Genomic DNA, 19,869 nt, shown 5'->3' on the forward strand with positions numbered 1-19,869 from the left:
AGCCGATGGCTCTTCCGTGCCTTGTATATCCTATGAATCATCTTGCCCACGGCCGCCGCCGAGCCAGGCGGTCCTTGAGCTTCTTCTTCAACGCGAACGCCCTGCGGGCAACTGCAATGTCTACCGCCCCGGACTCCCTCGCCGTCGCCTGCGGCTCGCGCAACCACTCGGCAAGGCACGACCAGTCCACCTCATTCCTTGCGCCACAAAGCACTATTTGTCCGGCTGTGTCTATCGCGACGCATCCACCTCCCCTGTGCAACCACCAGTCGACGAGGGTCTTGGGCAGGAGCCATATCCGACGGTCGAAGGTGCAGTCACCATCGGACGAGAGTTCACCGATGGGACCTCCCTGCGCAGCAACGTGGAATATCCTGGCCCATGCCTCGCTATCGGTCTTCCAACAACCATCCTGAGCCATCACCCAATACGTAGACGCCTGGCTGCTCTGGTACCTGAACATCGACCCGGTAGCTGCCTCAGTCATGCCGGCATCCTTGTCAACCCACTTCCATTCCTGAGCATCCCATGCCTCTAGCCCGGCCTGTTCCTGAAGTCGAGCTATCGCGGCGCCTGCCACGAACCGTGCCTGCACGCTTCTTGCGAGCGGCGCCGCATGCGCATGCTGGTCCAGTATCTGCAAGCCAAGTGCCTTGGCGAGCACGCCTAAGCGCCCTGCCTCGCGGAGCTGGACCTCGATCACCCCGAGTGATAACCAAGGTTCCTCACAGCAAAGCCGGAACACCTGTTCTCCTTCCTGCAATAGGCTAAGCAAGCGCGCTATCTGGACATCACCTATTAGCCCAGAGATGCGCGCGACAGGCGTTGCCCCGCCCCTTGCAAGCCCGATCGTAGCCGGGCAGGCCGCCGACAGCATGAACGGGGCAGTCCTCCTTGCAATCCTCGACAGCCACCCACCTGCATGCAGCAAGCTCCAGAGATGCCAGGAGCGACACCCGGACGCTAGCGCGATGCCTTCGATGTGTACCATAAGGTCTCGGGTGGGCAGCGTCGAGCGCGACTGGAAACGCAGGAGCAGGGCGTCCGCGAGCCAGGCAAGGTTGCGCGGCAAGTTGGCTGAGCCCTTGCGTGTTACCGCGCCCCTGCGGGTGGCCAGACTGGTTCTTATGAACGGGTGACCGGGGCTCGCCCGAGCACTTTTACCGCCATTTATGGGAGCCCCCCCCTCACCATCCAGCGGAAATGCAGGCTCCATTACACCAGACCGGCCATCCGCCAGCCATACCCCGGGATCCCTCAGTCTTGCAAGTGGTAGTGACGGAACACCCGCGAGCACGATTGCCTGCAGTTCGCCAGGCGACTCGCCGCATTCCCCCGTGCCGAGGACATAGCGGACAGCCACGATGTCGTCCTCCCTGTCCAAGGCACAAGATGGCACTTGCAACCCGTCGTCGGCGGTGGACACGAGCGCTCCGCTCGCTAACACGTCGCCACCTTCCGCCAGCAATTCGTATAACCCTCGAGTCGCCCCTGTCATGCGGGCAACGGGGTTACTGGCGGGGTTCAATAAGAGTCCTTGCCCGCACCAAGCACCTCCGGACAACCTAGGGCGCGGCCGCGACCAGCCCAGCCCGGCGATGCCATTTAGCATTCCAGGAAGGAGAGCCGCGAGGGCGCGCATCGAGCCACGACTGGCAGACTCGATAAGTAGCACCTTCCATGTTCCCTGCTCAACGTCATGGATGGAATGCTTTAGGTTGTATTGCGCAGCCCGCTTGGCAACAGGCGTCGCGTACTCAGCACGTAGGAGGAAACAAGATGGCGCGTCTTCGTAGTAGGATCCGTCCGAACAAAGCACTCCGACTTCATCAGGAAAGAACGGTACGCAACCCGCCTGGAGGTAGCGCCAGGCTCCCGTCTTGTCGAGACCGAGGCCGCGCCCGAGCCGGGCGAGCATGGCAGGCCCTGGTAGCGAGCCGCCTAGGAGTTCCAGTACATATTCGTGCTTCCCTGGAGCCGGCAGTCGCCGTGCCCGCAAGTGGCTCGCCAGCAGGGCCACGCCACGTTCGTCCGAAAGCAAGTAGAGAAGTGGTTCGTGCGGATCGCTGGCTTCCAGCACCAGGCGGTAGCTTCCGTTTGTCCTTGCCTCCTTCCTTACGTACTGCCATGTGATATCGGTGACAGCCCCCCAGAACGGCGTCAGTAGCGCATCCTTATAGCTGGCCTTCGCGACGAGATGGGAGAATGTGCGAAATTCCTCGTTGAATGCTTCCGTGAAGTTACCGATCTCGCACAGCACTGCCGACTGTACGGCGTCGGTGGAAGGCTCGATGTCGCCAGCCAGTCCGTGGTCCGACAAGAGGCGTGCAAGCGTCCCTTCGTCCCGGTGCGTGGGAAAGGCTAGCTTCTTGGAAAAGCCAATGAGGCTGTCGTACTGGGAAGGGGGGGGGGGTGGGAGCACCAGTGCCCGGCAGTCTCGCGAGGCATGCTGTCGCCGCTTGCTCCACAGCGCGACTGCCGTCCACATCTCAGGTAGGGTACCGAAATTGACGTTACCAACCTCCACGGGCCGGATGATCGTCGCGAAACGTCGCCTGAAGTTGCCCATGTCGTAGGTGGCCTCGTCCGCGCTTGCTGCCAGCAATGTCAGGTAAAGGGGGGCAACAAAGGCAGGATAGTCGTCGCGGCCTGCGATGTCCTTTCTAGGGGGCCTAAAATGTGCCTTCAATCCAGCTGCACTGCTTCCGAAGGCACGAACAAAGGAGGCTCGGGCTTCGTCGGGACGACATGTTACATCGCCAGTACAGCTAGAGAGGAAGACATTTGACGCGTTAATTCGGGTAATTGGAACATCAATGCGGTCTTGGTCGAGGAAGATTGCTTCGATCAGGGCCCGATTCCAGTCGCCGAGAGACCATACTTGCCAACTCATCATTACCCTAGATACCTTCCGTAGGAAGGCTTGGACCATTCTGTAGTGCGTAGGCTATGCCTCGCCCGCCTTTATCGAATTACGTATTTGCACGACAAGCTATCTTCGGACGCCACCTCAGCGAGATAGTCTTCAGGCTGATGGATAATTATATAGATCAATTGCCCTGGAAAACTATCAAATTACCACCGCCATCGCTTTCTTTCGTTCCGTGGAATTGGTAACCCATCGACACTGCCACTCCAGCCTCTGCAAGGCAACGACAACCCGTTCTGCTCGATGACAGCGAAACCCATCTTCTCTGACGTGATAGATAAGGCGAACAAAGTAAAAAAAGTTGTCGTTACAATGCTAAACATGTTCTACCAGAATATGCTCTGGACACCCACATGCCCTCTCCTTCTGGGCCGTCGACAAGGGGCAATTAAGAGCTAGTCCTGCTGTCTTGTGGAACTGTCGGACTAGCAATGCCTTTGCAAGCCATTTGGCGTGGAGGTAGAGTGATTCGTGGCAAGCCATCCCATGAGTTCATCGAGGAGCTAACAAAAGAGTGCATGACCTAGCGAGTCGGTTTCTAGATGGTTGACTTCCTGACACCTGCCCAACGTTCGGAAAGGATGTCGCGCATCCGCGGCAAGGACAGCCGACCGGAGCTTGCCTTGCGACAGGTCATTCACCGGCTCGGCCTGCGCTACCGGCTGCATGCTGCCAATCTGCCAGGCAAACCCGATCTTGTATTTCCACGCCACAAGGCGGTCGTTTTTGTCCATGGGTGCTTCTGGCATCGTCACCACGGCTGTAAGATCGCCACGACGCCAAAGAGCAACACGCCATTCTGGGTGGAAAAATTCGACAAGAACGTAGCGCGGGATTCCCGCGTGACGACAACGCTCAAGGAGCGAGGCTGGCGGGTCTTCGTCGTTTGGGAATGCGAACTCGCGCCTAGTAAGGTGCAAGCGACGGGTGAAGAACTTGCGCGTTTGCTCCAAGGGCAAAAGATCAGCCAACTGGCTTCGTCTGAGCTGCACACCGTTCGCTAATGCGCGTTCGTGTCGACCATGTGGATGGTGTCCCGGAAGTTGGGGCGAACGTAAACGGACAGCAATGCACCTATATATTGGACCACAGCAAGGCGAAACTCGGGTGTCACAACTTCGAGGATAGTCATGGTCGGTCAACAAATACCAGCATCAAATGGCGCAAACGTATCGCTCAGTGACGCAGCAGCGGAGTATCTGCCCGGGCAGTATCCAGAACAGCAGGGATTTTCGTTAGAGCAGCTCAGGTGCTGGGCGCGCCACACTAAGACCGAAGCGCAGGGCCAGTGACTTGTGCAATTGCAGATGACGGCAGCGGTATCGGTGCCAGGCCTGCTTGAGCGCGCAGCCCGTCTATTGGCACGAGGTTCTGACGTTTGCAACCTTCTCGAAAGCGCATCAGCCGCAAATCCACAGCACCATTCCACTTGAACGACTGAACGCCGAGGTGAAGCGTAGAACCAACGTCATCGTACATTTCCTAACGATGCCGCTATTGTCCGCTTGGTCAGGGCCATGATGCTGGAACAGAATGACGAGTGTTCCTTGCATCGCCGCTACATGCAGCTTGAAGGATTATTGTCCTTGAGCGACAATCAGCCCGCACGGCTCTCTGCCTGTGATTAACTGATCGGGGATCCAGCCTCTTGAGAATCACTTCTCATACACCACTCCTGGGACACAATCCTAGGAAAACCTTGCCGACCCAACCCTCGGCAACGTCACCTCCAACTGACATCCCATCCCCGCCCCATCACTCTTCGCACTAACCACCCCGCCATGCAGCTGCACCAGACTCCTGGCCAGCGCCAGCCCAACCCCCAGCCCACCCTGGCTCCGATCCAGCCCCTGCACTCCCTGTGAAAACAGGTCAAACGCGCTATCAATCAGCTCAGCCGACATCCCTACCCCGTTATCCCGTATCGACACCGTCAACGTCCTGGCCCTCGCCTCGAGAAGCAGTTCGATACGTCCCCCATCCGGCGTATATTTCGCCGCATTCCCGAGCAGGTTCGCGAACACCTGCACCAGGCGCTTGCGGTCGCCTTTCACCATTACCTGCACCGGTGCGAGCAGTACATCCAGGTGATGCAGGTGGCGTGTAAGGAGTGGCCGGACCTGTTCGATGGCGTCGGCGATCACGTCCCTGATGTTCAGTTCCGCGGTGTCCAGTTGCACCTTGCCGCGCGTGACTCTTGAAACGTCGAGCAGGTCGTTGATCAGCGAGGTCATATGCCCGGCCTGCCTGGCGATGATCGCGCCGGTACGCCGCACGACGCCCTCATCGAAGTGGAAGTTGGCCAGGATGGCCGATGCCGACATGATCGGTGCGAGCGGGTTGCGCAGCTCGTGCGCGAGCATGGCAAGAAACTCATCCTTCTTCTGGTCCGCCGTGCGCAGTGCGCTCTCGGCGTCGACGCGGTCCGTGATATCCATCTGCGCGATGACGGCGCCGATGATCGCCCCGGTCTCGTCGCGCACCGGGCGGCCGGAATTGAGCACCGTGCGGCGCGGCCCGGCTACATCGATTGAAGCGATCTCGATGACCTGGCGGGGCGATTCCTCGCCAAGCAGGGCCCGCGCCAGAGGCCATTCATGCGGCGCAAGCGCTTGTCCGTGCCGTGCCGTGCCATCGGCCCACCATCCCTGCCATGGTTGGCCCGGCCCAAGGTCGGCGGCCTCGGGATGCAGCGCCAGCATCCTGCGATGCTCGGCGTTCATCTTGACGATCGCACCGCTGGCATCGGCGATGACAATGCCGACAGGCGCGGCCTCCAGCAGTGCATCGGTGCGCCGGCGCTCGGCTTCGGCCTGGCGGGACGCTTCCAAGGCACGGCGCTGGCTCTCGCGCAGGTCGCTCTGCACCTCTGCCTGCCGGGCGATCAGCACTGCCTGGTCCTTCAGCACCTTGCGCAACTCGATCTGGCTCATGATCTGCTGCGCGAGCGTGGCCAGCACGAACTGCTGCTGCTGCGTCAAGCCCTGCGGCCGCGGTTTCAAGTCGAGCACACACAAGGTTCCCAACGGGATACCCGCCTTTGATTTCAACAGCTGGCCGGCGTAGAACCGCAAGCCCGGCTCTCCGGACACCAGTGGATTGCGGGCGAACCGCGCATCTTCCCGCGTATCGGGCACGATCATCAGCTGGTCTTCCAGCAAGGCGAACTTGCAGATCGAATCGTCGAGCGGCATTTCGCGGATGCCGAGGCCCACTTCCGACTTGAACCATTGCCGGCTCCCGGCAATCAGGTTGACGGCGGCAATCGGCGCATCGAGAAGCTGGCTGACGAGCTTGACAACGTCATCGAAGGCCTGCTCCACAGGCGTGTCGAGGATGCCGTAAGAATCGAGTATGGCAAGACGCTCGGTTTCGTCGTACCGGTCAGCGTCCACGATGAACCAATACCGGGCGGCGCTGCAGGCGCCCAGGCACCTGCAAACCATCTTGGGCCGTCTCCACCTTGCAGCCCAGGCATCGCATAAGCCCGGAAAGCATGGCGGCGCCGTCATGGTTATCGTCAACGGCCATCAGCTGGCGTAGTTTGTTCATATGTCCCCCGTGTTATCTATCGATCACCGGCGCGGTACATCGCACTACCCGGACTGATTCACTTTCAATCAGTATAGACAACGGACGAGCTGCCGGATGCCGCCCGGCGTGGGACGGAGCCACCAGCCTTCGTAGGACGAGTGCCCTGTGTAACTTCAGGTATTAAAAATGTGGGAAGTGCTGGACGATGGGCGATGACCTGGCGAGGTAGTGGTCGGCGCGCATGGGCCGCGCTGCCGGTTCATGCGATGCACGCGAACCGGCCGACGGCGCTGGCGCCGCCGGCCAATCCGCTAGTACGGCTTCCACTTTCTGATTTGCACCGTCGTGCCCTGGCCGGGTGCCGATTCGATATCGAATTCGTCCGCCAAACGCCTGGCGCCGGACAGTCCCACGCCCATCCCGCCACCGGTGGTGTAGCCATCGGTCAAGGCGAGGTCGATATCGGCGATGCCTGGCCCCTGATCGATGAAGGCGAGACCGATTCCCTTGCGCGCACCAGTCTGGAGACTTTGTACCTGCGCCTCGCCGCCGCCGCCGTAGCGCAGCGTATTGCGCGCCAGCTCGCTGGCGGCGGTGATCATCTTGGTCTGCTCGAGGAGCGAAAAACCCGCGGCGGCCATCAGTTCGCGAACGCACTGGCGCAAACGCACGACGTCCTCGTCGGAACGGATCGACAGGTGCTGTGTATCGACGTCTGTATTGCTCAAAGATCGCCTGTCTCGAAGGGATTAAATTGCGTTTCGCTTCAGCAGCGCGATGCCTTTTTCAACGTTCAGCGCGGTCTGCACGCCGTGCAGCGTGAGGCCCAGCTCGACGAGGGTGATGGCCACGGCCGGCTGCATGCCGACCAGCACCGTGCGCGCATCGAGGATGCGCGCCATCGCCGCCGTGTTGCTGATCATCCGGCCGATGAACGAATCGACGATATCCAGCGCCGAGATGTCGATCAGCACGCCGCGCGCCTGGTCCTTGACGATGCGCGAGGTCAGGTCGTCCTGCAGCGTCATCGCGAGCCGGTCATGCATGTCGACCTGGATCGTGACGAGCAGCAGGTCGCCCATTTTCAGGATGGGGATATGCTCCATCGCCGCCTCAGTAAGACTGTTCGGCGCGCGTCACGTTGGCGCCCACGCGTTTCAGGGCGACCAGGAACGCATCGGCCAGCGTGGCTTTCGTGGTCACCTCCTCCAGGTTCACGCCCAGGTGCACGATGGTCTGCGCGATCTGCGGGCGGATGCCGCTGATGATGCAGTCCGCGCCCATCAGGCGCGCCGCCGCCACCGTCTTCAGCAGGTGCTGCGCCACCAGCGTATCCACCGTGGGCACGCCGGTAATATCGATGATGGCGATCGATGCGCCGGTGTCGATGATCTTCTGCAGCAGGTTTTCCATCACCACTTGCGTGCGCGCACTGTCCAGCGTGCCGATCAGCGGCAGCGCCAGCACGTCCTTCCACAGCTGCACGACAGGCGTGGACAGTTCCAGCAGTTCCTGCTGCTGGCGCATGATCACGCTTTCGCGGCCGCGCTGGTACTCTTCCACCGTGAACAGGCCCATGCGGTCGAAGAGCGAGCCAGCCTCTGTCATCACGGCGGCGATCGTGTCCGGCTCATGCGCCATTGTCTGGCGGAACAGCGCAAACAGCGGTTCTTTCAGCGAGAAGATGAAGGCGGCCGTGTCGGTCGATGAATAGCCCTGGCGCACGCGCCCCATGGAGATTCCGGCCAATGTCTGGCGCACGTCCGCCCATGCAGGCGAGTCGAACTCGTAGTTCTGGCTCCTCTCCAGGGTGGCCGCAACCTCCGGCAGGAATCGCGTGGCTTGCTGGCGGATCTCCCCCTCGGCCGCCTTGTCCCGGCGGACCATGCGGGACAGCATCCCGCCCAGCCACCCTTCCAGCAAGGTGGATTGATGTTCGTTGAGGGTCTTGGCCAAAAGGCCTGTCGTTGCCATGCTCATGCATTCTCCTGGTTATTGCCGAACTACGTGGTGAGTGGCTTATCCAGTATCACACAGAAATAAGTTATCAATGCATTAATCGTTCCGAATTGCGGAAATGGCCGGACGGCTGACACCCAGGGCAGCCATCCCGGCAAGGGATGCAGCCTGGACGCATGAGAGGATGGCTGTGAAGGCTGGCTGGACTTATTGCCCGCGATGCCGGGGAAGCCGCACCGAAAAAGTGCTGCCGGCATCTTTTCCATCGCTGCGCGCGGACACCGTGCCGGCATGCGCCTCGACCAGCCGTTTGACGAGCGCCAGTCCAAGGCCCAGGCCACTGTCGCGGGCGACGGCCGTCAGGTCCGCCTGCACGTACAGGTCGAACATGGTGGAAATCAGCCGGGGATCGATGCCAATGCCATCGTCGGCGATTTCGACGATCGCGTGTTCGCCGTCAATCGCCAGCCGGATGCGGATTTCGCTGCCAGAAGGTGAATACCGGCTGGCGTTGGACAACAGATTGTTCATCACCTGGGTCAATCGGATGCGGTCGCCGAGGACGACCGCGTCGGCGCAGGCGACCATACGGACGGCCTGGACCTTCGCGGCGATCAGCGCCCCTACCTGCTCGATCGCCGCTTCCGTCACCTGCCCCAGGTCAATGACTTCGCGTCCGAGCGCGATCGTTCCACGTTCGAAACGGGATACGTCGAGCAGATCTTCGGCAAGCCGGCTCATATAAGCTACCTGGCGCTTGACGAGCCTGCCGATGCTGGCGATTCGTGCGGCGTCGAGGTGGCTCGCATTGATCAGCAGGTCGGCAGCGCCGTTTGCCGCCGACAGCGGACTCCTGAGTTCGTGGGCCAGGACGGCGAGAAACTCGCCCTTCTGCGCGTCGGCCTTTACGGCGGCGGCGTAGCGCGCCTCATTGCTCAATTGACGCTCTTCGAGCTGGCGGGCCTGGAGTTCCAGGATATCCGCGCGTGCCGTCAGGACCGAGTTGTCTGCCGTCAGGCCAGCGATCTTTTGATGCAAGGTGTCATGGCGAAGCGTGGATCCCCGGCGGATATCGGCCGTGGAGGCATCGAGCTTGGCGAGTCCGGTCGCGAAGGACTCCACGGTCAGCGAACTGCTGGCAGGGCATTCCCGCCACATGACGATGGAGCCGCCTGGCTGGTCATAATCGATCGTATCGGCCCACTCGTTGGCAAGGCGCAGCGGCTCGGACAAGGTGCTGCGATCAAGGGGTGCCGAGGCCGCCGTCGCGATGGATATACCCAGCCGTGTCGATGGCATCGCCCCGCCCAGGCTGAACTGCAGGGTACCAGCCACACCGGACGACACCACGCTGCGAACGATATCGGAAACAATGGTGCCGAGCCTTACCTGGTTCAACGAACTGAAGCCGCAGATCGCAGCGACCTGCAAGGCGCGCTGGCGTGCGGAGAAAACATCGAATTCATTGAGCAGTTCAACGGTGAGCATAGGTGGTGGGGCTGGGCTGGCGACGGCAAGTCGCAAAAATGATGCAGATCAATGCATTCTAGCGTGAGGATGCTGACAGAAGTCGACAACTTCACCGCCAGAACGTGGTGTGGGTGAGCTGATTGATGTGGCGTTTCGGCCCCTGGAGGCGCGGCACGTGCGTTTCCCTGAGGGCGAGGCGGCGCACGAGAAATGAACAGGAAGAAAGGCGCTGCGCCCAGAAAGCAAGAAGGCCACCTGACGGCGGCCTTCTGCTTTCAATTCTTGGCGGAGAGAGGGGGATTCGAACCCCCGTTAGGCTATGAACCTAAACACGCTTTCCAGGCGTGCGACTTAAACCACTCATCCATCTCTCCTGCATTCTCCCGCGTTGCGAGAGGCGCAGATTATAGCAGGTGGCCTGTAGAGTGCAAAGTTTTTTCTCGGAAAGGGACGGGGTTGGTCAATCGGCCTGGGTTGCCTTAGCTTGAGCTCGTTAAGTAAGACCATGAACAAGAACCTTCAAGGTCCACGACCGCCGCAGGCCAACGAACCGGGGACAGGCACCAACCGCGAGAACCGGTGCCTTTCCCCTGGCGCTATGGGTGACGCAAGAACCGCTTTGGGACCACGACCGCCGATGGCTTAAGAACCGGGGACGGACCCCAAGCGAGAAAACCGGGGTCAGTCCCCTTGCGCCGCCGGTAAGCCCCGGCCCGGTAACGCGGCTTAAGCACTCTCCTTGAGCTGCTCCAGAATCGCCGGATTCTCCAGCGTGGAGACGTCTTGCGTAATGCTCTCCCCCTTCGCCAGTACACGCAGCAACCGCCGCATGATCTTGCCCGAGCGCGTCTTCGGCAAATTATCCCCAAACCGAATCTCCTTCGGCTTGGCAATCGGCCCGATCTCCTTGCCCACCCAGGTCCGCAGCTCGGCCGCGATCTTCTTGGCATCCTCACCCGTAGGCCGCGCCTGCTTCAACACGACAAACGCGCAGATGGATTCACCGGTCGTGTCATCCGGCTTCCCAACCACGGCAGCCTCGGCCACCAGCGGATTGGCAACGAGAGCCGATTCGATCTCCATCGTCCCCATCCGGTGCCCGGAAACGTTCAGCACGTCGTCAATGCGGCCGGTGATGGTGAAGTACCCCGTATCCTTGTTCCGGATCGCCCCATCGCCAGCCAGGTAGTACTTCCCGCCCAGCTCCTCAGGGAAATAGCCAGCCTTGAACCGCTCCGGATTGTTCCAGATCGTGCGAATCATCGAAGGCCACGGCCGTTTCACGACCAGGATGCCGCCCTGCCCGTTCGGCACATCGGCGCCGGATTCGTCGACGATTGCCGCCATGATGCCCGGCAGCGGCAGCGTGCAGGAGCCCGGCACCATCGGCGTGGCGCCCGGCAGCGGCGTGATCATGTGGCCGCCCGTTTCCGTTTGCCAGAAGGTGTCGACGATCGGGCATTTTTCGCCGCCCACGTTCCGGTAGTACCACATCCACGCTTCCGGGTTGATCGGTTCGCCCACGGTGCCCAGCAGGCGCAGCGACGACAGGTCGAAACTCTTCGGGTGCACTTTCTCGTCGGCATCCGATGCCTTGATCAGCGAGCGGATCGCGGTCGGGGCGGTGTAGAAGATCGTCACCTTGTGCTTTTGCACGGTTTCCCAGAAGCGGCCGGCGTGCGGGAACGTGGGGATGCCTTCGAAGATCACCTGGGTGGCGCCGACGGCCGTCGGGCCGTAGGCGATGTAGGTGTGGCCGGTGACCCAGCCGATGTCGGCGGTGCACCAGTACACGTCGCTGGGCTTGATGTCGAAGGACCACTTCATCGTCAGCGCGGCCCACAGCAGGTAGCCGCCGGTGGCGTGCTGCACGCCTTTCGGGGTGCCGGTGGAGCCGCTGGTGTACAGGATGAACAGCGGGTGCTCCGCTTCCACCCATTCCGGCTCGCATTCGGCGGCCTGCTTGTCGACCAGGTCGGACAACCAGATGTCGCGCCCTTCGGTGAAGGCGATGTTGCCGCCGGTGCGCTTGTAGACGACCACGTTCCTGATCGTGTCGCAGCCGCCCATGGCCAGGGCTTCGTCGACGATGGCTTTCAGCGGCAGTTGCTTGCCGCCGCGCGACTGCTCGTCGGCGGTAATCACGGCCACGGCGCCGGCGTCGATGATGCGCTCCTGCAGGCTCTTGGCCGAGAAGCCGCCGAACACCACGGAGTGCGTGGCGCCGATGCGGGCGCAGGCCTGCATCGCGGCCACGCCTTCGACCGACATGCTCATGTAGATCACCACGCGGTCGCCCTTCCTGATACCCAGGGACTTCAGGCCGTTGGAGAACTTGCACACCTTGGCGTGCAGCTCTTTATAGCTAACGTTGGTGACGGTGCCGTCGTCCGCTTCGAAGATGATGGCGGTCTTGTCGGCATTGCCGTTCTGCAGATTGCGGTCGAGGCAGTTGTACGACACATTCAGCTTGCCGTCCTCGAACCATTTGTAGAACGGCGCGTTGTCTTCGTTCAGCGTGCGGGTGAACGGCGTCTGCCAGTCCACGTTCTCGCGCGCCAGGCGGGCCCAGAAGCCTTCGTAGTCGCGCTCGGCCTCGGCGCACAGCGCGTTGTAGGCGTCCATGCCGGATATGGCGGCGTTGGCCGTGAAGTCCGCGGGCGGGGTGAAAACGCGGGATTCGACGAGGCCCTGCTGTTCAGTAGCTGCGTTCATGCTTGTCTCCATCGTGGTAGTTGTTTGCCATGACAGTAAGGCGAGGCGCTTACAACGCCCTTACAGGAGAGCGCATGTCCGGCAAACCAATACTGCCATTCTACTCACAATGGAAAAAGCGGGAGGGTGGCCGCAGCCGCCCTCCCGCCTGGATGCTGCTACCTCTGCTGTCAGCCGCGGTGTGACAGCAACGCGCGGCCCGGTGCGGCAGCGGCCGCGGCGTCGAGGCGGAAGACGGAGACCGCCTGCGCCAGGCCGGCGGCCTGTTCCTGCAGCGATGCGGCGGCAGCCGATGCCTGCTCCACCAGCGCGGCGTTCTGCTGGGTGATGTCGTCCATCTGCACGATCGACACGTTCACCTGCTCGATGCCGGCGCTCTGCTCCACGGTGGCATTGGTGATCTCGGCCATGATGTCGGTGACGCGCTTGACGCCTTCCACCACGTCGTTCATCGTGCTGCCGGCCTGCGACACGAGGCGGGTGCCGGCGTCCACTTTGTCGACCGAGTCGCCAATGAGTTCCTTGATTTCGCGGGCGGCGCTGGCCGAACGCTGGGCCAGGTTGCGCACTTCGGATGCCACCACCGCGAAGCCGCGGCCTTGTTCGCCCGCGCGGGCCGCTTCCACGGCGGCGTTCAGCGCCAGGATGTTGGTCTGGAAGGCGATACCGTCGATCACGCCGATGATGTCGACGATCTTGCGGGCCGACGTATTGATCGCATCCATCGTCGAGACGACTTCGCCGATCACGGCGCCGCCCTTGACGGCCACGTCGGAGGCCGACTGGGCCAGCTGGTTGGCCTGGCGCGCGTTGTCGGCATTCTGGCGGACGGTCGTCGTCAGCTCGCCCATCGAGGCGGCGCTGTGCTGCAGCGAGCCGGCCTGGTTCTCGGTGCGCTGCGACAGGTTCAGGTTTCCGGCGGCGATCTCGCTGGAGGCGGTGGCGATGGTGTCGGTACCGCTGCGCACCTCGGTCACGATGCGCACCAGGCTGTCGTTCATCTCCTGCAGCGCGCGCATCAGCTGGCCGATTTCATCGTTGCTGCGCACCGTCACGCGGCTCGTCAGGTCGCCCTTGCTGACCGTTTCGGCCAGGTGCAGCGCGTCGCGCAGCGGCAGCGTCACCGAGCGCACCACACGGTAGCCGGTCCACACGGAGATAACGATCGCCAGCAGCACCGTGGCAAACATCACGTTGCGGTTGGTGGCGTTTGCGGCCAGCAGGCGGTCCACTTCCAGGCTGGCGTTCTGCTCCTGCATCTCGATCAGCGTCTTGAAGCCCTTCACGGTGGCGGCACCGAACTTGTTGGTGTTATTGGCGCGCCACTCGGCGGCTTCCTCGGTCTGGCCGGCCGAATACAGCTCGAACCAGCGCGGGCGCGAGGCGAAGTACTTGGCATACGAGTCCTTCAGCTGCGCCAGGCCGGTCTTTTCCTCGTCGGTGTGCGGCAATGCTTCGTAGAGCTTGAGGTTTTCGTCGATGATCCCGGCCCATTTCTGCTCGTCGCCCATGATCTTGGCGCGGCCCTGTTCATTGGCCGTCATGAAGTTGGCGATACCGAAGCGCAGTTCCCACATCGCGTTCTGCGCGGCCACCAGGCCGGCGCTGCTGTTTTTCAGGTCGCGGATGCCCTCGTTGTTGCGCGCGACGCCTTGCAGGGAAAGGCCGCTCACCACGAGCAGCAGGAAGAACAGCACGCCCAGCATCAGGCTGATGCGGGTGCCGATTTTCAGGTTGTTGAACATTGTTGTTTTTCCGGAGTTGGCGCGGGCGGCGGGGACATGGCCATGTCGCGAAGTGCATGCCGGCAGGAGCTGCGGGGAGTGGGCAGCGGCCGAAAGGCAAGGATTGTAGATTGAAGATGTTGCCGTAACCAAACATTACATTCATTTTTGTTTCGGCCCAGCAACAAGCGCACAATAAACAGGCGGCGAGCGGCCGGGCCTTGAGCTGCGGCAAGGACCGCTCAGGTGTAGAATGTCGCGTGTTTTTATCCGCACCACCCACCGGAGCCATTTTTCGATGACCGATCCGAAGTATCCAAACGGACGCCGCCTCAACCCGATCGCCTCTTTCATCTTCATGTCCCGCTGGCTGCAACTGCCGCTGTACCTGGGGCTGATCCTGGCGCAATGCGTCTATGTGTTCCACTTCTGGGTCGAGCTGAAGGATCTGATCGGTGCCGCGATGGGCAACGAAGCATCGCTGCAGCACATCATCGCCGCCGTGACCGTGCCGAACGCGCCGCCGCCGACCAAGCTCAATGAAACCACCATCATGCTGGTGGTGCTGGGCCTGATCGACGTGGTCATGATCTCGAACCTGCTGATCATGGTGATCGTGGGCGGCTATGAAACCTTCGTTTCGCGCATGGGCCTCGAAGGCCATCCGGACCAGCCGGAATGGCTGTCGCACGTGAATGCTTCGGTACTGAAGACGAAGCTGGCCACCGCGATCATCGGCATTTCGTCGATCCACCTGCTGAAGACCTTCATCAACGCCCACGTATACGATGCCAAGACGCTGCTGGCGCAAACCGGCATCCATATCGCGTTCCTGGCGTCCGCCATGGCCATCGCCTACACGGACCGCCTGATGACAGGCACGCAAAACGGTTCCAAGCATCACTAATCCAGCCAATCGCAAGAGAACAGTCATGACCATCATCAAGCAAGAAGACCTGATCGAATCCGTGGCCGCCGCGCTGCAGTACATCAGCTATTACCATCCCGCCGATTACATCGCCCACCTGGGCCGCGCCTACGAGTCGGAGCAGAGCCCGGCCGCCAAGGATGCGATCGCGCAGATCCTGACCAACTCGCGCATGTGCGCCGAGGGCAAGCGTCCGATCTGCCAGGATACCGGCATGGTCAACGTGTTCCTGAAGATCGGCATGGGCGTGCGCTTCGAAGGCTTCACCGGCACCGTGACGGACGCGGTCAACGAAGGCGTGCGCCGCGCGTACAACTTCGCGGACAACAAGCTGCGCGCGTCGATCGTGGCGGACCCGCACTTCGAGCGCAAGAACACCAAGGACAACACCCCAGCGGTGGTGCACATGGAACTGGTGGAAGGCAACACGGTCGACGTGGGCGTGGCTGCGAAAGGCGGCGGCTCCGAGAACAAGACCAAGTTCGTCATGCTGAATCCTTCCGACTCGCTGGTGGACTGGGTGCTGAAGACCGTGCCGCTGATGGGCGCCGGCTGGTGCCCGCCGGGCATGCTGGGTATCGGCATCGGCGGCAGCGCCGAGAAGGCGATGCTGCTGGCGAAAGAGTCGCTGATGGAAGACATCGACATGTTCGAGCTGAAAAAGCGCGGCCCGCAAAACAAGCTGGAAGAGCTGCGCATCGAACTGTGCGACAAGATCAACGCGCTGGGCATCGGCGCCCAGGGCCTGGGCGGCCTGACGACCGTGCTGGATGTGAAGATCAACATGTACCCGACGCACGCGGCTTCCAAGCCGGTCGCCATGATCCCGAACTGCGCCGCCACGCGCCACGCGCACTTCGTGCTGGATGGTTCCGGCCCGGCCTACATCGAGCCGCCGAAGCTGTCCGACTGGCCGAGCGTGTCGTGGGCGCCGGATACGGAGAAGTCCAGGCGCGTCGACCTGAACACGCTGACGAAGGAAGAAGTGGCTTCGTGGACGCCGGGCCAGACCCTGCTCCTGAACGGCAAGATGCTGACCGGCCGCGATGCCGCGCACAAGCGCATCCAGGACATGCTGACCAAGGGCGAGCCGCTGCCGGTGGACTTCACCAACCGCGTGATCTACTACGTGGGCCCGGTGGATCCGGTGGGCGACGAAGTCGTGGGCCCGGCCGGCCCGACCACGGCGACCCGCATGGACAAGTTCACCGACATGATGCTGGAGAAGACCGGTCTGATTTCCATGGTGGGCAAGGCCGAGCGCGGCCCCGTTGCGATCGAATCGATCCAGCGCCACAAATCGGCTTACCTGATGGCCGTGGGCGGCGCCGCTTACCTGGTGTCGAAGGCGATCAAGAATGCGAAAGTGGTCGGCTTCGAAGACCTGGGCATGGAAGCGATCTACGAGTTCGACGTGGTCGACATGCCGGTGACGGTGGCCGTCGATTCCACCGGTACCTCGGTGCACCAGACCGGCCCGAAGGAATGGGCTGTGAAGATCGAGAACCTGAAGGCCGAAGGCGCGCTGGCTTAACCTTCCGGGAAAATCACCATGACGCAGCCTGCCCACCCCGTCAATGCCGAATCTCCCATCGGCATCTTCGATTCCGGCGTGGGCGGGCTGTCGGTGCTGCGCCATGTGCATGCGCAACTGCCGCATGAACACCTGATCTATTTCGCCGATTCCGGTCACGCGCCTTATGGTGACCGCGAAGAGGAATGGGTGATCCAGCGTTCGCTGGCCGTCGCCGCATTCCTGTTCGGGCAAGGCGTCAAGGCGCTGGTGGTGGCCTGCAATACCGCCACCGTCGCCGCCATCAAGGCCATTCGCACGGAGTGGCCGGGCGTGCCGATCGTCGGCGTGGAACCGGGGCTGAAGCCGGGCGCCGCCGCCTCTCGCTCCGGCAAGGTCGGCGTGCTGGCCACCGACCGCACGCTGCACAGCGAAAAATTCCTGACACTGCGCAACCAGGTCGCCGCCTCCACGCAAGCCGAGTTCCTGCTGCAGCCTTGCGTCGGCCTGGTCGACCAGATCGAACTGGGGCAACTGGGCTCGGCGGGTACGATGGCGCTGCTGGAACAGTACGTGTCGCCACTGCTGGATCGCGGCGCCGATACGCTGGTGCTGGGGTGCACGCACTACCCGTTCGTCGAGCAGGCGATCCGCGACGTGGTCGCGCGGCATGCGTCGCACGATGCCAGCGCTCCCGTCACGCTGATCGACACCGGCGACGCCGTCGCCCGCCAGCTCGCCCGGCTGCTCGAAGGCGCCGGCCTGCTGCGCCCCGCCGGCGTGCCGCACCTGCGCGGCTACACCACCGCCAGCGCCGCCGTCCTCGCCGAAGCCTTCCGCGCCCTGCTCTCGCTCACGCCGCAAGTCGACGCCGTCGACATCGCCTGAAACCCGAAAACTGGGGACGGACCCCTGTTTGGAGGAAACTGCCGCGCATTGCGGAGTTACACAGGCCTGGCTGTCCGCATATTTTCCTGAAAACAGGGGTCCGTCCCCAGTTTTGCCCGGTTTTGCTTTGAAACAGGGGTCCGTCCCCTGTTTTATGGAAATTTCAGGAAAATAGGGGTTTGCCAGATGCCAATCGGCCTTGTATAATGCGGCCTCTGTTGCGCTACTGGCGAAACAGAAAACGTAGTTCAGTGGTGGCTGTAGCTCAGTTGGTAGAGTCCAGGATTGTGATTCCTGTTGTCGTGGGTTCGAGCCCCATCAGCCACCCCACCGAATTCATGAAGAAGGTCACCTGCTCCGGCATGTGGCCTTTTTTGTTTTGCGGATTTATTTCAACGGCCAGAACCAGATTTCCATTGAGCCGAAGAAGCAAGTGCGCGCACACTCGTGGAATCCATTCCCGGTCGAATGGACCAGATCGATATGCCCACCACTATTCGGTGTGCCGTGGATACGGAAGAACGAAGCAACGCCGCGGCGCCTTCCAATACCATCCCTGGCGGCCTTCTCATCTCTGTACACTTCTGGCGCTCCCCAGATACGCTTGAGAATCCGTGACAGTTTGCCTTGGCCCGGTTCGATTCTTTTCCCCTTGAGACGCCCTTCCTTGGCCACCATCCGGGCGCCTGGCAGTTTGACGCCAGCCCGCAGTAATGCCACGCTCATCCGCACTGCGCAGGTGTCGTAGAACGAGGGATTCGCGTTCAAGTCCGACCACCCAACTTCCTCATATAGCACCTCGCGCTTCTCGCTCTTTGGAAAATGTTAATCTACCTGGTCAAATGACGGCTTCATGATTTACCTCCTTTGGCGGAACACGGAAATCTGCGGTGCAGCTGGTCAAGCAACAGCATCGAAGCATTCTTCTTGCGCTCGCTGGCCGGGAGCTTTGCAATCGCTCCCGCCAGTTCATCAGCGAGATCCGGCGTCTTCAACTGGTTCACGTCACACCAATGGCGTCCCTCAGCGCCATCACGCACGCCATCCAGATAGCTGTATGCCTTTTCTCGCAACATGTAGGCGTGATGGTCGAGCGGCTCGGTAGCGCTCATCATCTGGACGAACCTGTCGCCAGTCAGCGTGTAGGCATACGGCGCGGCACAGGCAAGGCTGCAAGCCGACATGGAGAGGAGTGTGACCGCCAGTCGCACAAGCTGGTTCACGCTGCTCTGCCGCGCGACTGTGCAAAATGCGAACGATTGACGAAGCAGTGGAGAAGTCTTCGGAAACGGATGATGCGGATCAAGCAGTAAGGTTGGCTTCATTTGTACAACTCCAGGCTGTCGGAATTTGGATGCTCTCACCGAAATCTGTCCGCCGCATTGCGCTAACGAAACGTGCGGCTTCTCGCGACGGAGTGGGTGCCGCACGTTCGTCATCGGGGAGGACATATAATTGCCGCCTTCGCCTGCAGAGTCCTCTTCGAATGAGTAGGATCGCGCCGGCATGCGACCGCAACCACCACGATTCGATGCACTTCCACGACCAGACCCTTACCCGCGCCGATGTCGAAAGCGCGCTCGCCGAAGGCACCCCGACATTCGAACAATGCGACCTGGATGGCGCCGACCTTTCCCGGCTCGACCTGCGCGGCGCCACGTTTGTGAACTGCAGCGTGGCGGAGACCTCGTTCTATGCCGCCAGGCTCACGCATTCGACATGGCAGCGCTGTCGTGGCCGCCAGGCCGATTTCGAATCGGCGGACCTGACGGACGCGCAATTCCGCGGCTGCGATCTCAATAACAGCAGCTGGCGCCGTGCCAGGCTCGCTTCGGCACTGCTGAAAGGCTGCAAACTCACCGGCGCGAATTTCGAGGAAGCGGCGCACCTGGGCCTGGCGTTCGAAGACTGCCTGCTGGTCGGCGCCGACCTGCGCCGCATGTCGTTTCGCAAGGCCACGCTGGCGCAGCTCGATTTCGCCGATGCCGACCTGGCAGGCTGCGATTTCCGCGATGCGGTCTTCAACGGCGGCAGCCTGCGCAACGCAAACCTGAAAGGCGCGCGCTTCGACAATGCGGACTTGCGCGAGGCGGATCTTGGCGGGCTGAAGCTGTCGGACGTCAAGCTGTTCCAGGGCGCGCTCATTTCGTCGCGGCAGGCGGCGGAAGTGCTGGCGGAAATGGGTTTGCGGGTGGGCTGACACTCACCG

General features: G+C 61.8%; 16 protein-coding genes, 2 tRNA genes and 1 pseudogene. 7 read left to right on the forward strand and 12 right to left on the reverse strand.

Annotated elements, in window-relative coordinates:
- Window positions 1-37: 37 nt before the first annotated feature.
- Window positions 38-2,896, reverse strand: a complete 2,859-nt coding sequence (locus ACY34H_RS22470) for a hypothetical protein (protein ID WP_464979693.1) — start codon at window positions 2,894-2,896, stop codon at window positions 38-40.
- 575 nt (window positions 2,897-3,471) lie between these two features.
- On the opposite strand from ACY34H_RS22470, the gene ACY34H_RS22475 reads away from it, so the two are divergent.
- On the forward strand, window positions 3,472-3,933 hold the full coding sequence (locus ACY34H_RS22475; protein ID WP_464979694.1) for a very short patch repair endonuclease: 462 nt from the start codon (window positions 3,472-3,474) through the stop codon (window positions 3,931-3,933).
- 361 nt (window positions 3,934-4,294) lie between these two features.
- Window positions 4,295-4,557, forward strand: a pseudogene (locus ACY34H_RS22480) (transposase); the annotation flags it as partial.
- Between the two features lie 60 nt (window positions 4,558-4,617).
- Here the strand turns inward: ACY34H_RS22480 and ACY34H_RS22485 are convergent.
- From ACY34H_RS22485 to ACY34H_RS22525, 9 genes are all read right to left on the reverse strand, one after another.
- Entirely contained in the window at window positions 4,618-6,324 is a 1,707-nt protein-coding gene (locus tag ACY34H_RS22485) for a sensor histidine kinase (RefSeq protein WP_464979695.1), read from the reverse strand.
- Entirely contained in the window at window positions 6,314-6,481 is a 168-nt protein-coding gene (locus ACY34H_RS22490) for a response regulator (RefSeq protein ID WP_464979696.1), read from the reverse strand. Before ACY34H_RS22490 ends, ACY34H_RS22485 begins: the two co-directional genes overlap by 11 nt.
- Before the next feature lie 293 nt (window positions 6,482-6,774).
- Window positions 6,775-7,191, reverse strand: a complete 417-nt coding sequence (locus tag ACY34H_RS22495) for an anti-sigma regulatory factor (protein WP_464979697.1) — start codon at window positions 7,189-7,191, stop codon at window positions 6,775-6,777.
- Between the two features lie 21 nt (window positions 7,192-7,212).
- The gene (locus ACY34H_RS22500) at window positions 7,213-7,569 is read right to left on the reverse strand and encodes an STAS domain-containing protein (RefSeq protein WP_464979698.1); all 357 of its coding nucleotides are present in this window, start codon (window positions 7,567-7,569) and stop codon (window positions 7,213-7,215) included.
- 7 nt (window positions 7,570-7,576) lie between these two features.
- On the reverse strand, window positions 7,577-8,443 hold the full coding sequence (locus ACY34H_RS22505; protein ID WP_464979699.1) for an STAS domain-containing protein: 867 nt from the start codon (window positions 8,441-8,443) through the stop codon (window positions 7,577-7,579).
- A gap of 186 nt (window positions 8,444-8,629) precedes the next feature.
- Window positions 8,630-9,910, reverse strand: coding sequence for a sensor histidine kinase (locus tag ACY34H_RS22510; RefSeq protein ID WP_464979700.1), 1,281 nt, complete (start codon window positions 9,908-9,910; stop codon window positions 8,630-8,632).
- Window positions 9,911-10,175: 265 nt separating this feature from the next.
- Window positions 10,176-10,266 (reverse strand) — tRNA-Ser (locus ACY34H_RS22515).
- Window positions 10,267-10,618: 352 nt separating this feature from the next.
- Window positions 10,619-12,607 (reverse strand): acetate--CoA ligase, encoded by a 1,989-nt coding sequence (gene acs / locus ACY34H_RS22520; protein ID WP_464979701.1) that lies wholly within the window; start codon window positions 12,605-12,607, stop codon window positions 10,619-10,621.
- Window positions 12,608-12,777: 170 nt separating this feature from the next.
- The gene (locus tag ACY34H_RS22525) at window positions 12,778-14,352 is read right to left on the reverse strand and encodes a methyl-accepting chemotaxis protein (RefSeq protein WP_464979702.1); all 1,575 of its coding nucleotides are present in this window, start codon (window positions 14,350-14,352) and stop codon (window positions 12,778-12,780) included.
- A gap of 277 nt (window positions 14,353-14,629) precedes the next feature.
- Between ACY34H_RS22525 and ACY34H_RS22530 the strand changes: the two genes are divergently transcribed.
- The 4 genes from ACY34H_RS22530 (at window position 14,630) to ACY34H_RS22545 (ending at window position 17,990) form a co-directional block, all read left to right on the forward strand.
- Window positions 14,630-15,238 (forward strand): YqhA family protein, encoded by a 609-nt coding sequence (locus ACY34H_RS22530; protein ID WP_464979703.1) that lies wholly within the window; start codon window positions 14,630-14,632, stop codon window positions 15,236-15,238.
- 25 nt (window positions 15,239-15,263) lie between these two features.
- Entirely contained in the window at window positions 15,264-16,793 is a 1,530-nt protein-coding gene (locus ACY34H_RS22535) for a fumarate hydratase (protein WP_464979704.1), read from the forward strand.
- An 18-nt stretch (window positions 16,794-16,811) separates the two neighbouring features.
- The gene (murI, locus tag ACY34H_RS22540; RefSeq protein WP_464979705.1) at window positions 16,812-17,660 is read left to right on the forward strand and encodes a glutamate racemase; all 849 of its coding nucleotides are present in this window, start codon (window positions 16,812-16,814) and stop codon (window positions 17,658-17,660) included.
- Window positions 17,661-17,914: 254 nt separating this feature from the next.
- Window positions 17,915-17,990: transfer RNA gene (locus ACY34H_RS22545), tRNA-His, on the forward strand.
- 57 nt (window positions 17,991-18,047) lie between these two features.
- Here ACY34H_RS22545 and ACY34H_RS22550 read toward each other — a convergent pair.
- Both ACY34H_RS22550 and ACY34H_RS22555 read right to left on the reverse strand, forming a co-directional pair.
- Window positions 18,048-18,428, reverse strand: a complete 381-nt coding sequence (locus tag ACY34H_RS22550; protein WP_464979706.1) for a T6SS effector amidase Tae4 family protein — start codon at window positions 18,426-18,428, stop codon at window positions 18,048-18,050.
- A gap of 83 nt (window positions 18,429-18,511) precedes the next feature.
- Window positions 18,512-18,985: a Rap1a/Tai family immunity protein gene (locus tag ACY34H_RS22555; RefSeq protein WP_464979707.1), complete on the reverse strand. Its 474-nt coding sequence runs from the start codon at window positions 18,983-18,985 to the stop codon at window positions 18,512-18,514.
- A gap of 161 nt (window positions 18,986-19,146) precedes the next feature.
- Between ACY34H_RS22555 and ACY34H_RS22560 the strand changes: the two genes are divergently transcribed.
- Window positions 19,147-19,860 (forward strand): pentapeptide repeat-containing protein, encoded by a 714-nt coding sequence (locus tag ACY34H_RS22560; RefSeq protein ID WP_464979708.1) that lies wholly within the window; start codon window positions 19,147-19,149, stop codon window positions 19,858-19,860.
- The last annotated feature ends 9 nt before the right edge of the window (window positions 19,861-19,869 follow it).

The organism is Pseudoduganella sp. jia 9 (genome assembly GCF_055502615.1).